The following is a 15,012-nucleotide window of genomic DNA, read 5'->3' as shown; positions in this document are numbered from 1 at the left end:
ACCCATGGGGACTGGCCGCATGGCTTGCGCCACATCCGAGCGTGCGCGGTGCCACAATGAGTGACGTGGCAGCGCATGCGGAGGAACCCGAGGACCAGACGGCATCGGCCTTGCGCGATGTCCGCCCCGGCAGTCTGTTGGTGTCGTCGGTCGAACTCGTCGAGCCCACGTTCCGGCGCACAGTCATCTACATCATCGAACACAACGACGCAGGCAGCCTCGGCGTCGTGATCAACCGTCCCAGTGAGACAGCCGTACACAACGTTCTGCCCAATTGGTCCGATCTGGCAGCGAAGCCGCAGGCGCTGTACGTGGGTGGGCCGGTCAAGCGAGATTCGGCCCTGTGTCTGGCGACGGTACGTACCGGCGTGTCGATCGACGGCGTACCCGGTCTGCGCCGTGTCGACGGCCGAGTGGTGATGGTCGATCTCGATTCCGATCCGGCAGATATCGCGCCACTGGTCGAGGGTGTGCGCATCTTCGCCGGATACTCGGGCTGGACCTTCGGCCAACTCGAAGGCGAACTGGACCGTGAGGACTGGATGGTGTTGTCGGCCTTGCCATCCGATGTGATCGGCCCACCGCGCATCGACCTGTGGGCGCACGTGCTGCGTCGACAGCCGATGCCGTTGGCCTTGTTGGCATCGCATCCGATCGACGTCGATCGGAATTGAGTGCTTCGCAGTGGTGCGGTTGAGTGCCCCAGGCGGCACTTAACCGCACCACTGCCGTAGGCACTAATGCGCGAAGGGTCGAGCCTGGGAATGTCCGCCCACTTTCAGTCCGTCGATCACCTCGTCGATGGCGATGCACAGCATGCGGCCCAGGTCTGCGCTGAAGCCCTCTCGGACGACGATTCTCAGCACGGCGATGTCGGTTGCGTTGTCGGGCATCGTGTATGCGGGTACTTGCCAGCCGCGGGCGCGGAGTTCGTGCGAGACGTCGAAGACGGTGAATCCGCAGTCCGCTTTCAGCATGAAGGACAGCACCGGGATGGCCGATCCGTTGGTGATCACGTCGATGTCGGGGTGTTTGTCGAGGTGTCGACTGACGCGAACTGCTGTGTCGCGCAACGCTTTCATGATGTCGGTGTAGCCGGATCGCCCGAGTCGCAGGAAGTTGTAGTACTGCCCGATCACCTGATTGCCCGGTCGCGAGAAGTTCAGTGTGAAGGTGGGCATGTCTCCACCGAGGTAGTTGACGCGAAACACGAGGTCCTCGGGGAGGTCTTCTTTGGTTCGCCAGACGGCGAATCCGATTCCCGGATAGGTCAAACCGTATTTGTGACCACTTGCATTGATGGATTTGACGCGCGGCAACCGAAAGTCCCATTCGAGTTCGGGATACAGAAACGGTACGACGAATCCGCCGCTGGCCGCGTCGACGTGCACCGGTATGTCGGGCCCACCGCTCGACGCGACCCGGTCCAATTCGGCGCAGATCTCCTGCACCGGTTCGAGTTCGCCGGTGAACGTCGTCCCGAGTATTGCGACGACGCCGATGGTGTTCTCGTCCACGGCATCTCGAACCTGTTCCGGAGTGATGACGTAGCGTCCGCGTTCGACGGGTAGGTATTTGGGCTCCACGTCGAAGTAGCGGCAGAACTTCTCCCACACCACTTGAACATTGCTGCCCAGCACCAGGTTCGGCATTCCTGTGCCCGTCCCCTTGGCCCGCCAGCGCCATTTGAGTGCCAATCCGGCGAGCATGACGGCTTCGCTCGATCCGATAGTGGAGACGCCGGTGGCCGACGACGGGTCCTCGCGGTCGAGCCCGGGCGCATGGAACAGGTCGGCGACGATGTTGACGCAGCGTTCCTCGATGGCAGCGGTGGACGGGTACTCGTCCTTGTCGATCATGTTCTTGTCGAACGTCTCGGCCATGAGCTTCTCGGCCTGAGGATCCATCCAGGTGGTGACGAACGTGGCCAGATTCAGGCGCGAGCTACCGTCGAGCATCAGTTCGTCGTGGATGTAACGATAGGCGGCTTCGGGATCGAGCTGATCCTCGGGAAGGCGCAGTGCCGGTACAGGATTGGTGGCGAGCCGGCCGGTATAGGCGGCAGAGACGATACTGTCGGCATGGATTTTCCTGGTCATCGTCTTCTCCCGTGATCGGCTCGAGTGACACCCAATCTAGTCCGCGACGCTGCGCACCGGGCTCTGTTCCGGACGCCGGGCGAAGTGCTGGGCAATCACGGTGCACACCATCAGCTGAATCTGATGAAAGATCAACAGCGGCAGCACGATCAGTCCGACGGGTTGGCCGACGAACAGTACCGCGGCCATGGGTAGTCCACTGGCCAGGCTCTTCTTGGATCCGCAGAACAACAGAACCAGCCGATCCTCGAAGGCGAAGCCCAACCACTTGCCTCCGTACCAGGTGATCGTCAGTACCAGGGCGAGCAGCGCGGCGCATACCGCGACGACGACGGCGATGCGCCATACCGCTACCGAGGACCACACGTGCTGGTTCATCGATTCGCTGAAGGCGGCGAAGACGACCAGCAGGATCGATCCCCGGTCGACGAGCTTTGTCGGTGCGCTGTGTCGGGTGAGCCATCCCGTCACCCAGGGCCGGATCAGCTGACCGACGGCGAACGGGAGCAGCAGTTGCAGAACGATATCGAGGATCGAGCTGGGGTCGATGCTCACCGAACCGGTGGTGGTCATCAAGGCGATCACCAGCAGTGGGGTGACGAACACCCCGATGATGTTGGAGAACGACGCGCTCACCACGGCACCGGCAACGTTGCCTCGGGCTATGGAGGTGAAGGCGATGGAGGACTGCACGGTCGAGGGAACAAGGCAGAGGAACAGCATTCCCGTGTAGAGGTCGTCGCTGATCAGACCGGGTACGAGGATCCGAAGGGCAAGTCCGAGGGCCGGGAACAGCAGGTAGGTGCATGCCAGGATCACCGAGTGCAGTCGCCAGTGCTTGATGCCGTCCCAGGCGTCGCGCGGTGAGAGTCGAGCGCCGTAGATGAGAAACAGCAGTGCGATGGCGATTCGGGTGATCCAGCTCAGAACGGTCTCCGCCGTGCCGGTGGCGGGGAAGATACTCGCCAGTGCTGCCACCGCGAAGATCCCCAACAGGAAGGGATCCAGCACGGTATCCCGCAACAACTTCACTCGGCTAACTTAATCCACCGTCTCGGTGCGGGTACGAGCGGTCAAGGCGTTGAGTGTCCCTGCAATCTTCTCCGCGTCGCCGGAACCGATGGTGAGCCGGTCACCGTTGGCGAAAGTGACGAAGGCCGCGGGGCCGGCGTCGGTGGCAACGGCGTAGTTGCCGCGTCCCTTGGCCCGCAGACCCCAACCGCCGAAGTCCTTCGAGGGGTCGACCGTCCGTACCGATGCGCCGGTGACTTCGGTGATGTCGTAATCGAACGCGGCCATGCCCAGGCTCGAGACGTACAGGCCGTCGCTGTCGATGTGGACGGTGAATCGCAGCAGCGACAGAATCAGAATCGTCAGGGGTACGAACAAGAAGATGGGCCACAGCGACCCGGACAGATAGCACGTCAGGGCGGCGCCGGCCAGAGACACCACTACGACGGTGAGGCCCGCGACGCGACTGGCACCGACGTAGACCACCAGGGGTAGCTCAGGGCTGCAGCGCGGGAGATCGGGGTGCGGCGGTGAGGTGGCGTCGACGCGTTCGCGGTAATCCTGCAGTCTCGACGCACCGAACAACCCGGCGACGAACCCGATGACGGTCCCCACCGCGATGGCCCAACCCGGGATGGTGACGCTCTGCGCGGACGCCAGGTCCAGCTCGCGGGTGAGGGTTGCAATCTGTAGGACGCCGATCATCCCGACGACGGTCAGTCCGATGATCAACATCGTTCGGCGCATGATCAGCAGCACCCGAGCCAGCGACGCAACGGCGCTGCACCCGCCGCCCACCAGAACGATCACCACCGCGAGGGTCCAGGCGTTGGACAGGGGGTTGGACAGGTCGTCGGGTTCGGTTCCGCTGAAATGGGTGGCGACCTGCTCGGGCAGCCGGCCGCTCCACACGTACGCCAGAACGAGTCCGAGGGCGGCAACCGCAAGCGGGACGAATACACCGAAGACGACCCCGGCGGGGTCGAACGTGCGCGCAGCTCTCGCTTTCATCTGCTCAGCTCGGTTGGCAGGCGTCCTTGAGGCTGCACGAGATGCACGAGCTTCCGCACCCGTCTGCCTCGGCGGGTGGCGGGACGGCCGCAGCTGCGCGGGCCCCGACGGATCCGCCCGCGGCGGCGATGAAGAGCGCGGCCACGATGGCGACGACTACGCCGACGACGGCGAGAATGCCGGTCAGTGCGAGAGCGGATACTGCGCCGATAGCCAGCACCAGCGCCGATGCGGCGGTAGTCGGCCCGGCGACGCGGTTGGCGAGGGTGAACGTCTCGTCGTCACGCATGGCCTCGGCGGTGCGGACCCCTGCGAAACGGTTACGCGGGAGCCGGCCCAGCAGCGACGCAACAGCAACGGCGCCGACGACGAGGGCGAGCACGAACAACACAACCGAGACGATGACCACCTCGCCAGGATACGGCGCATCGAGGTCCTGGTACCAGGCGGGCCGCATCACACTTTAGGCTGGTAGGTGTGACCGATTCCGTTGAAGCACCCACCGAGTCCGCTCCCGAGTACCGCTACACAGCCGAACTCGCCGGGCGTCTCGAGGAGCAGTGGCAAGACCTGTGGGAGTCCCAGGGCACTTTCGACGCGCCCAACCCGGTCGGGACGCTCGCCGGAGATGTTCCGAAGGACAAGCTGTTCGTCCAGGACATGTTCCCGTATCCGTCGGGCAGCGGCCTGCACGTCGGTCACCCACTCGGTTACATCGCCACCGACGTCTTCGCGCGCTACCACCGCATGCAGGGTCGCAATGTGCTGCACGCGCTCGGCTACGACGCGTTCGGTCTGCCGGCCGAGCAGTACGCCGTACAGACGGGCACGCACCCACGCAGCACCACCGAGAACAACATCACCAATATGCGACGCCAATTGCGTCGGCTGGGTCTCGGACACGATCGTCGACGGTCCCTGGCAACGACGGATGTCGACTTCTACCACTGGACGCAGTGGATCTTTCTGCAGATCTTCAATTCCTGGTTCGACGCGGACCTCGGTAGAGCGCGGCCCATTGCGGAACTGGAGGCAGCCTTCGCTTCCGGTGAACGCTCGTTGGACGACGGCCGTTCCTGGGAATCGCTGACTGTCGATGAGCGCCGCGAGGTGATCGACGGCTTCCGACTGGTGTACGAGTCCAACTCGATGGTCAACTGGTGCCCCGGACTGGGCACGGTGCTGGCCAACGAAGAGGTCACGGCCGACGGTCGCAGCGATCGCGGAAACTTCCCGGTGTTCCGAAAGAACCTGCGGCAGTGGATGATGCGCATCACCGCGTACTCCGAACGCCTGGTCGACGACCTCGAGTACCTGGATTGGCCCGAGAAGGTCAAGACCATGCAGCGCAACTGGATCGGGCGCTCGCGCGGTGCACAGGTCTCGTTCTCGAACATCGAGGTGTTCACCACTCGCCCGGACACGCTGTTCGGTGCCACCTACGTGGTGCTGGCACCCGAGCACGATCTGGTCGACGGGCTGGTTGCTCCCGAGTGGCCCACCGACGTTTCCGACAAGTGGACCGGTGGAGCCGCGACTCCCGCGGAAGCCGTTGCCGCATACCGTGCGTCGATCGCCGCCAAGTCCGATCTGGAGCGGCAGGAGAACAAGGAGAAGACCGGCGTCTTCATCGGTTCCTACGTGAAGAACCCGGTCAACGGTGAGCAGGTGCCGGTGTTCATCGCCGACTACGTGCTGACGGGCTACGGCACCGGCGCGATCATGGCCGTCCCCGGACACGACGCGCGCGACTGGGAATTCGCCACTGCGTTCGGTCTGCCTGTACGCGAGGTGATTTCGGGCGGAGACGTCACCGAGGCGGCCTACGTCGGCGACGGCGCTCTGGTGAACTCCGACTTCCTCGACGGTCTGCCGGTGGACGAGGCCAAGGCCGCCGTCATCGCGCGGCTGGAAGCAGACGGTACCGGCCGCGGCACCATTCAGTACAAGCTGCGCGACTGGCTCTTTGCTCGCCAGCGCTACTGGGGCGAGCCGTTCCCGATCGTCTGGGACGCCGCGGGAAATCCGCACGGGCTCCCGGATTCTGCTCTGCCGGTGGAGCTTCCGGAGATCGAGAACTATGCCCCGGTGTCGTTCGACCCCGACGACGCCGGCTCCGAGCCGTCCCCGCCGCTGGCCAAGGCCGACGAATGGGTCAACGTCGAGCTCGACCTGGGCGACGGGCTGCAGACCTACACCCGCGACACCAACGTGATGCCGCAGTGGGCCGGTAGTTCCTGGTACCAGCTGCGCTACATCGACCCCACCAACTCCGAGGCATTCGCAGACCCCGCGAACGAAAAGTACTGGGTCGGACCGCGTCCGGAGATCCACGGGCCCAACGACCCGGGCGGCGTCGATCTCTACGTCGGTGGCGTCGAGCATGCGGTGCTGCACCTGCTGTACTCGCGCTTCTGGCACAAGGTGCTGTTCGATCTGGGTCACGTCAGCTCGAGCGAGCCGTACCGTCGCCTCTACAATCAGGGCTACATTCAGGCCTACGCGTACACCGACGCGCGTGGCGTCTATGTGCCTGCGGCCGAGGTCGTCGAACGCGACGGCGGGTACTTCCACAACGATCAGCCCGTCAACCGTGAATACGGCAAAATGGGTAAGTCCCTGAAGAACTCGGTCTCCCCCGACGAGATCTTCGCCGAGTACGGTGCCGACACCCTGCGCGTCTACGAGATGTCGATGGGCCCGCTGGACACCTCACGGCCGTGGGCGACCAAGGACGTCGTCGGCGCGCAGCGGTTCCTGCAGCGTGTGTGGCGACTGGTCCTCGACGAGGTGACCGGCGAGGTTCGCGTCACCGACGCCAAGCCCACCGAGGACACGTTGCGTGTGCTGAACCGGGTGATCGACGGCGTGCATGCGGATTATGCTGCACTGCGCGACAATACGGCCGGGGCCAAGCTCATCGAGCTGACCAACCACATCACCAAGGCGTACCCCGACGGTGCGCCGCGCGGGGTCGTCGAGCCGCTGATTCTGATGCTCGCTCCGCTCGCACCGCACCTGTCCGAGGAATTGTGGAGCAGGCTCGGGCACGAGAAGTCGTTGGCGCACGGGCCTTTCCCGCGTGTGGAGAAGAAGTGGTTGGTCGCCGATACCGTCGACTACCCCATTCAGGTCAACGGCAAAGTGCGCAGTCGTATCACCGTGCCTGCCGATGCGACCAAGGACGACGTGGAGAAAACCGCACTGGCCGACGAGAAAATTCTGGCACTGCTCGAAGGCAAGGCCCCCACCAAAGTCATCGTGATCCCGGGTCGAATGGTGAACATCGTCCTGAAGTAGCTCCCGCCTCCGCCGAGCTCGCAGTTGTGCATTGATTTCGGCCTGATATCACTGCATAACTGCGACTTCGCGGTTATGCGACAGATTCGGGTCGATTCAACTGCATAACTGCGACTTCAGCGGATGGCGGTCATCAGTCGTCCGAACATGGGCACATCTTCCGCCCAACTCGAAGTCAGGGACGTATTTCGGCCGAAATACGTCCCCAGCTTCGAGTTCGACGCGTCAGATCGCACCCAGATCTGCCGACAGCCAATGCTCCGGGTGTAGGTGGAATACCACGCTCTCCTCGTGCTCGCTTTCGGCCATCTCGAGATAACCGTCGACCTTCTCCGGCGGTAGGTAGCGCGCCGCCATGGCGCGCAGTACGTCCGGGGTGCACGGTTCTTCGCGAGTGACCGGACCCTCCACGGATACGTATCTGATGGTGGGATTCGACTGCTCGATCATGAGTGTGAATCGCTTTGCAGCTCTGATGAGTTCGGCCTTCTTCGAGGTCTTCCCGGTGAGGACCCACGCATGACCGCCCGGCGTGTAGTCGTACCAAATGGGGACGGTCAACGGACCCCGATCCGGTCCCGCAGCGACGGACAGCGCGGCGACGTGAGACTCGGCCAGAAATTCTTTACGTTCTGCCTTCGACAGTGCCATGGAGCAACGGTAGAACTTTCAGGGGCGAAGTTCCAGACCTCGAGCGGCGCGGGCCCTACTCGACCGACTTCTGCTTTCCGCCCGTGACGAATCCGTCCGAGCGGAATGGTCGCAGGCGTACGACTGGTTCTGCCTCTTGGCCTTTCTGATCGTGAACGACGCGGTACTCCGCGCTCAGTTGTCGGAGGCTGGCGATGGAGAGTTGTCGGACCTGCTCGGCCGTCTCGGGGTCCGGCTGTTGCTGGGGGCGAAGCTCGACGTCGAGAGTCAGGGTTTGACGCTGTTCGTTGTCGGTCTCGCAACGAGCGATGAACCGACCGGTCAATCGAGTCGCCAAAGAGATGTGTTCGACGGCAGGCCGGAAGTAGTCGGGATAGATGTTGACGGCACTGTAGATGGCGGCGACATCTGTGCGCCCGAATACCAACAGGTAGTGGGCATTCGGGTCGATGTCTTCTGCGAGAGCGGGATACCCGGCGTCGACCAGTCGGGCTCGTACAGCACTGCCGACGAGTGTGTCTCCCCTGTCGTTCACGCGGTAACGCACAAGGGGGAGTACTCCACCGACCGTGAACAGAAGGTAGCCGTCGGAATCGACTTCGATGTAGGTGAATTCGGGCCGATACTGCACGAAGGCGGGCTGCTGGACGATATCTTCGTCGGCGTACTCGGTTCCGAACATCGCGAGGTTCAACCCCGAATCTCGAGCTGCCGCCGAGCGCACGGTGATCGTGGCGGCTGTTTCGTAACCGACGAATCCGACGTCGGTGGCCCCGTACACCACCCGCACCCGGTCTCCCTGATTGTCGCCCAACATGGTGTGGACGAGGGAGCGCCATGCTTCGCTCACGGGTTCACCGCCGACGATGATGACGACGTTGTGCCGTCGGAACAGGTCGCCATGGGTGTCGAGGAGGTCCCGCGCGATCGGCGGATAGGCGAAGATCACGATCTGCTGGTATCCGTCTGCGGCCTCGGACACGACGTCGGCGACCACGTCGGGATCCATCCCGGGTGTGGCTATGGACAGTCGGTGACCACGTTTGCGGAGCTCGAGCAGCATGGCGTACATGAAGGCTCCCCCGATGTACGGCCCGAGCGGGAAGGTCACGAGCGCGAGAGTCGCTCTGTGCTCGGTGTCCGCGCATTCCCGCAGAACGTGCCCGAACATTGCTGCTCCGTGGTCGGTGCTCCGCTGGCCGCGTGACCAGAAGGTTGGGGTCCCGGACGAGCCGGCGCTGCTCGCGATCGTTTCGACGTCCTCCGGCCGCCCGGCCTGAAGGTCGGACAGTGCGTTCGCGCGTCGGTAGGTGTCCTTCGAGGTGGTCGGCAGCTGTTCGAGGTCGGTCATCGTTTCGATCGCGGAGGCGTCGATTCCGTGCTGGTCGAGGAGACGGCGATATGCGGGCACCGACAGGGCAATGGATTGGACGAGCCGGAGGGCCGTGTGTGAGGGGTCGTGCAGATCCGCCGGTTTCATGGCATGACCTTTCGATCGTGTCTGCCGCCGGTCCGGCGGTGGACGAATGACGTTCAGGGACATGTCGATCCGATCTCATTGTGAAGTTGTTCGACTGCTCGAGAAATTCGGAACTGTTGACGAACAGCAACGAAGTGCTCGAACGGGCGGCTACTCGAGCCCGCCCCTTGCATGGCGGGCATCGTCGGCCTCCTGAGCAGCCGCCACGTAGGCGTCGTGCAACTGCGTGAGACCGAAGTGGTGGCCGATCGATTCTCCGTGGGCATCGATGTCGGCGCACAGATCCCGTCCGGGTGCACTCCAGCTCGAGCCGGCTTTCAGCCGATAGAACGCAGATCGGGAGATGCTGAACAATGTTCGCGCGAGGTGGTCGTCGTCCCTACTCCCCGCGGCGCGGCGAATCGCACGGTATGCCGCGTCTGTGGCTCGTTCGAGATCTCCCCGGGTTTCCTCGACACGGCGCAGTGCGCGAACGAGGCGTCGGTCGTTCTCGGTGAGGGCCCACGTTTCGCTCGATTGCGGTGGGAACGCTCCGCCGTGCAGCGAGCTGTCGTGACGAACGAGTATTTCGTGGAACGTACCGGTTCCGATCACCCTGGGCACGATGTTCAGCCGGTGGCCGAACTCCTGTGCGCGCTCGGCGAATTGGGGCGAGCCCAGCAATCCGTGGATCAGCTGCACCGACATCCGCGGCGGCGCGATACGAACCAGGTGCGCGAGCTGCTCGTAGTGCCGCTCGTGAGCCCGCCGGAGAATGGCGGTGACTGCGCCTTTCAACCTGTCGGGCGCGGAGGCTCGGAGGTTCTTCTCGAGGGATGCGAGGGTCGAACCAGTGCTGACCAGGTGGTCGATCGCCCCGTCGATGTGGCCGTTCTCGGCTTCGAGGCGGAGGAATTGCGCGAGGTGCTCGAGACCGGCCAGGTCGGTCTCCTGGGGGTCGGTCAGGCGCGGTGCGAATGTCAGCGAGTGAACTGTCGGCCATTGCTCGACGAACGAGGTCGGTTGGTGTGCAATGGTTTCCAGAAGTGCATTTCTTGCCGCCTCGACGACCACTGGTTGAGGTCGCTCGCCCTGGCCCGCCGAGATCGTGGGAGGAATTGTTCTCACGGTGACGAATCGCGCAAACAGGTCGATGGCGGATGTGGTCGTTCCCGAATGCCGGGCGCTGATGCCGATGTCGGTGAGGAGGATTGCTTTGATTTCGGGGTTCGTGGACCGTTCCAACCATGACGTGAGCAGTCCGATGTTGGGACGGATGATGTTGTGCTGCATCAGGGTGCTGAGCAGATCGGTGCCGGTGTGTCCGCTGATGCCCTGGCTGGCCAGCAGCTCCTCGATCCAGCGTTGCAGCAGAGACCGATTCGACTGCAGAACTGCGTGATTAGCTCTTTGGCGCAGTAGGTCGTCGACTGTTTCGGTGCGACCCACACGGTGGGCTACGGCCAGTGTGATGGGAACGAGCAGGTCCGGTCGTTGGTGTGCCCGATCGCGGGCGTGGTCGAGGAAGATGTTCGCGGAACGGCGCTCGAGGACGTCGGTCACGTCGATGCGGCTGAGGGTGTGCCCCGCGGTGACCGCAGCGGGCTCACCCCAGATGATTGCAGCCGGGGCAAGAGCGACGAGGTGGTTGCCCGTCGTGAACAGCTGTGGTTCGTCGCGGTAGGTAGCGAGCGACGCAGCGAGAATGTCCCGGACGACGTCGATCGGAATGGCCGCATCCGTCGATATCCGACGCGCGACCGACGCCCACAGCTCTGGCCCGGTAGTGCTGATTCGATGTTCGGCGGGCAGGTGGCCGTCCAACATTGCAGACAGGAGCGCGATCAGCGCTTTTCGGGCGGGAGAAGGTGTGGTGAGGATTTCGCGCGAGAACCCTCGAGCGAGTTGTCGGGGTGCGGCGTCGCCGGACAGCGAGAACAACCGCGCGAGCGTTGCGTCGATCACCGGGCCGCGGTCCTCGTCGAGGTGACCGAGTACGACGCCGATCGCGATCAGGTGTGCTTCGACGATCGGATCCCGATCATCGCCGTGGTGTTCGACTTTTGCGCACACGACGTCTACCGACTCCAACCACCCTCGCTCCCAGCCGGGTTCGAGGTACCCACGACGAATGTCGGCAGCGACGACGGCTGCGAGGGCATCGCAGACGGCTTCTGCGTCGACGTCGGCCGGGCCGGTCGGTACTGGTCTCACCGAATCTTCGAGAGCAACGAGAAAAGTGTTGTCGCACAGTGCAGTCCAAGATTCGGCGACAGTGTGCAGGTACCGAGCGATCGTGTTCTTGCCTTGCCGCGCAGGAGATCGCTCGGCCCGACCGACGGGAGCGGTGAGCCCCGCAATCACCTCGAGTACCGCATCGCGAACGAGGTCGGGCGCGACCAAGGCCAACGCCAGCAGGAGCGTGCGGGGTTCGTTGTTCGAGCGCAGGTAGTTCTGATGGGTGGCAGCGAGTTCGGCGTACATCCCGGTACGGCGGACCAGGGCGGCGATCGCGTCCGGGCCCTGTCCGACGAGGTATGCCGCCGTGGTCGCAATCGCTGTGCGTAACTCGGGGCGTTGCAACCACAGTCGGTGCAGGTGCTCGGCGACGGACTCGGTGTGGCCGTGCACGCGCGGCAGAGTCCGTAGGAATCGACGCAGCTGGTCGTCGGTGACCGCAGCAATCATGTCGGTGGTGAGTTCGAGGATTGCCGGGTGATGCGCCCAGGCGGTCATGGCGATCGAGATGGGATGCGGGTGACCGGTGCCGATGAGAGTCCGACAACCCGCGCGGAGGGCGGGTCGAGCCAACGCGTCTGCCCCGAGGATGATCAGGGTCTGTTCGACGACGGCACCGACGAACAGGTCGTCCGGTGTCTTGGCCACTCGCGCAATCAATCTGGGCAGTTCGTCCTCGGCACCCCTGGCTGCGAGCCCCTTCGCTGCAGCGAACTCGAAGAACGTCTGATGGAGAAAACGGGCACGGTTGTCGGTTGTGATGAGGACGCCGCGCCGGGTCAGTGCACGTACGTGCCTGCGTAGGACGATGTCGTCACAGGCATGCCCCGTCGATGCAGCGACCTGGGCCGCGCGTCGGACAAGAACGTCGAGGGGCGGCTCGGGTGTTCCCAATGCGAGCATGGCGATTGCCAGAAACCCGGCAGCGGCCGAAAGGTCGTCGGTGTCCTCGGCCGGTACTTCCGGTCCCGATCGGTGATCGCTGACTATGCGTCGAGACCAGAACAGGTTGTAGAGGCCGGTGACGTCGAGTTCCAGCTGAGGGAAATGTGGTGCGGACAAGGAGAACAGAAGTCGCAGTAACAAGGGGCTGGTGCATACGTCGTCCACCAGAGCGCCGCGTGCCCGAGCAGATTGGATCGCCGATACCGGATGCGCAGGCATGACGGAGTCGTCGGCGATGAATTCGACTGTCAACGCTTCGATTGCGGTGGGCAGTTCGGAGTTCGAGGAAAACGGCCCGAGGGTGGTCTTGTGCCCCAGATTCGGCGGAAGGCTCTGCCCCTCCATGGGCCTTGTCGTCAGAACGACAGGAACTGCAGTCCGCGCCAGAACCGTGACCAGGTCGATGACGTTGTGCCGAGCAGATCGACTGTGCAGCATGAGGTCTGCGGTGTCGAGAAGTAGAATTGCGCCCGCTCTGTCGGCGACGGCCGACATGATCTCGTCGAGTGAGGCTGTGGGGGTTTCGTCGACGCCCCGTTGAAGCCAGGTAGCCGACACCAGCAACGGATGTAGTCCCTGATTCCGCAGCGCCCGATGAAGCGACCACAGCAGCGTCGATTTTCCGTGTCCCGCTTCACCGACGACGATCTGCGGTTCGGATCCCGCAAGTGTGCGTCGGAGCAACGCCGCCTCGATATCGCGCTCTACATACCAGTTTTCGTCGTTGTCGGGTCGATGCCCAATGTCGTCGAGGAGATGCTGTGACAGCCGATCCAAGCGAGCCCAGCCCGCCGAACCCGTGTCGGTGACGCTCACCTCCTCGCGCCGTCGATCCGGCTGCGTGTGTGCAGCACTATCACCGCGTCCGTGTCGCGACGCCGGGCATCAGGATGCGCAACACACCCAGCGCTACCTCGGTAGCCGTTTCGGAAGGCCTTGTCAGACAACGAAAGAGGATGTTGTTGGTCAGCATGATGGCGGCCTCGAGCGCAGGCGCATCTTCGCTGAACACTCCGATTTCACGCCCTCGCTCGAGGATCGGGACGACAGCGGAAGGCAGGTACAGATTCTCCAATACGGTGGTGACCGTGCTGGGTTGCTGGAACTGCTCGAAGCTCAGGGCCAACAGCATCCCCGAGCTCATGGCTCGGTTGTCGATGACGAACTCCGCCAGCGCGGTCAGAGTTCGTCGAAGGGCGATGGTGGGCTCGACGCCCAGTCGCTCGTCGGCGCGACGCAACCGCAGCACACGATCGAATTCGGGCTTCAACCCGGCGACGATGATGTCGACTTTGCTCGGAAACAGCCTGCGAAGGTCGTCGACTCGAATTCGTGCTGCCGCCGCGATGTCTGCGAGAGTGACCAGGAAGTAGCCGTTGTCGACGAACAGAGTTTCGGTTGCCGCGATCACGTCGGCCTCGAGGTCGGGCCGTAGAGCGTCGGAGCTCTCGGCCGGCTCGGTCTGCTCGGGCTCGACTGCTTTCCGGTCGGTGTGGAGTGGATCGATGGCCCACCGGAGGATCGATGTGGTCGCTGCGGCGATCTCGTTGCCGGAGACGGAACCGGGAGTCAGCATCTCTCGTAGTGCGAGCCCGTCGAGTGCGGCTCCGAGGACGGTCGTCACGGACGTCAGCGTCATCGGTTGGCGGACGGAGCCGCCCTGAGCTTGGATCGCCTGACCCACCATGGTGCGCAGGTCTGCGTCCAGGCGTTCGAATTCGGGTACGACGGCTTTGCGTGCCCCCTCGTGGTCGGCGGCGAGGAGGATGGCGATGAGGCGGCGACGCATCAGGCCCGAGGTCAGGTCCTCGAACAATGCAGTCACCGGTGCGGCAGCGTCAAGCACGCCGGCCGGGGGGTCGGTCGGCGCAGTTCCGCTGTAGTTCACGGTGAGGTTCTCGAGCAGGTCTGCGACGAATGCCTCTTTGCCGCCGAAACCGCCGCTACGGGAGTTGCCGGGGTAGGTGTTGTGAAAGGTTTGATGTGACAGCCCGGCACCGTCGACGACTGCCGAGATGGACATCGACCGTGCGAGATCGGTCATGTCGACGTCGTTCAGGAGCCGGTACCCGGCTTGGAGGAATTGTTCGCGTGGGAGCGGCCTCGGGTTCAACGTAAACCGCCTTCACTGAACTGCACAGCACCTGAATGGACAACGAACTATAGCAATCCGGACCCCAAGCCTGCTTGATTTAGTTCAAACTACATCGCTGTGTAGATGGAACCCCGCGCTCGATGGCTTCCTCGAATCGGATTGTGTTGCAGGGGATTCGACAGCCGTGGTCAGATGCATACCGG

The 15,012-nt window shown here is 63.6% G+C and carries 10 protein-coding genes; 2 read left to right on the top strand and 8 right to left on the bottom strand.

Annotated elements, in window-relative coordinates:
- Positions 1-56: 56 nt before the first annotated feature.
- Positions 57-674, top strand: coding sequence for a YqgE/AlgH family protein (locus tag ACNEOT_RS02135; protein ID WP_415971746.1), 618 nt, complete (start codon positions 57-59; stop codon positions 672-674).
- 63 nt (positions 675-737) lie between these two features.
- On the opposite strand, the gene ACNEOT_RS02130 is transcribed toward ACNEOT_RS02135, so the two are convergent.
- From ACNEOT_RS02130 to ACNEOT_RS02115, 4 genes are read right to left on the bottom strand one after another with little or no spacing between them, the layout of a single operon-like run.
- On the bottom strand, positions 738-2,099 hold the full coding sequence (locus ACNEOT_RS02130) for a glutamate decarboxylase (protein ID WP_415971744.1): 1,362 nt from the start codon (positions 2,097-2,099) through the stop codon (positions 738-740).
- Positions 2,100-2,135: 36 nt separating this feature from the next.
- Positions 2,136-3,131: a bile acid:sodium symporter family protein gene (locus ACNEOT_RS02125; RefSeq protein WP_415971742.1), complete on the bottom strand. Its 996-nt coding sequence runs from the start codon at positions 3,129-3,131 to the stop codon at positions 2,136-2,138.
- A 9-nt stretch (positions 3,132-3,140) separates the two neighbouring features.
- A complete protein-coding gene (locus ACNEOT_RS02120) occupies positions 3,141-4,121 on the bottom strand; it encodes a DUF1648 domain-containing protein (protein ID WP_415971741.1) in 981 nt (326 codons plus the stop codon).
- 4 nt (positions 4,122-4,125) lie between these two features.
- A complete protein-coding gene (locus ACNEOT_RS02115; protein ID WP_415973622.1) occupies positions 4,126-4,530 on the bottom strand; it encodes an SdpI family protein in 405 nt (134 codons plus the stop codon).
- Between the two features lie 68 nt (positions 4,531-4,598).
- Between ACNEOT_RS02115 and leuS the strand changes: the two genes are divergently transcribed.
- Positions 4,599-7,421: a leucine--tRNA ligase gene (gene leuS, locus ACNEOT_RS02110; protein ID WP_415971739.1), complete on the top strand. Its 2,823-nt coding sequence runs from the start codon at positions 4,599-4,601 to the stop codon at positions 7,419-7,421.
- Between the two features lie 225 nt (positions 7,422-7,646).
- Here the strand turns inward: leuS and ACNEOT_RS02105 are convergent, their stop codons facing one another.
- The 4 genes from ACNEOT_RS02105 to ACNEOT_RS02090 form a co-directional block, all read right to left on the bottom strand.
- Positions 7,647-8,072: a pyridoxamine 5'-phosphate oxidase family protein gene (locus ACNEOT_RS02105; RefSeq protein WP_415971738.1), complete on the bottom strand. Its 426-nt coding sequence runs from the start codon at positions 8,070-8,072 to the stop codon at positions 7,647-7,649.
- 55 nt (positions 8,073-8,127) lie between these two features.
- A complete protein-coding gene (locus ACNEOT_RS02100) occupies positions 8,128-9,552 on the bottom strand; it encodes a phenylacetate--CoA ligase family protein (RefSeq protein WP_415971736.1) in 1,425 nt (474 codons plus the stop codon).
- Positions 9,553-9,702: 150 nt separating this feature from the next.
- Entirely contained in the window at positions 9,703-13,530 is a 3,828-nt protein-coding gene (locus ACNEOT_RS02095; RefSeq protein ID WP_415971735.1) for a hypothetical protein, read from the bottom strand.
- A 40-nt stretch (positions 13,531-13,570) separates the two neighbouring features.
- Entirely contained in the window at positions 13,571-14,758 is a 1,188-nt protein-coding gene (locus ACNEOT_RS02090; protein WP_415971734.1) for a hypothetical protein, read from the bottom strand.
- Positions 14,759-15,012: the final 254 nt, after the last annotated feature.

The organism is Rhodococcus sp. 077-4, assembly GCF_047782425.1.
Taxonomy (GTDB): domain Bacteria; phylum Actinomycetota; class Actinomycetes; order Mycobacteriales; family Mycobacteriaceae; genus Rhodococcoides.
This window is presented reverse-complemented; position numbering and strand designations above follow the sequence as displayed.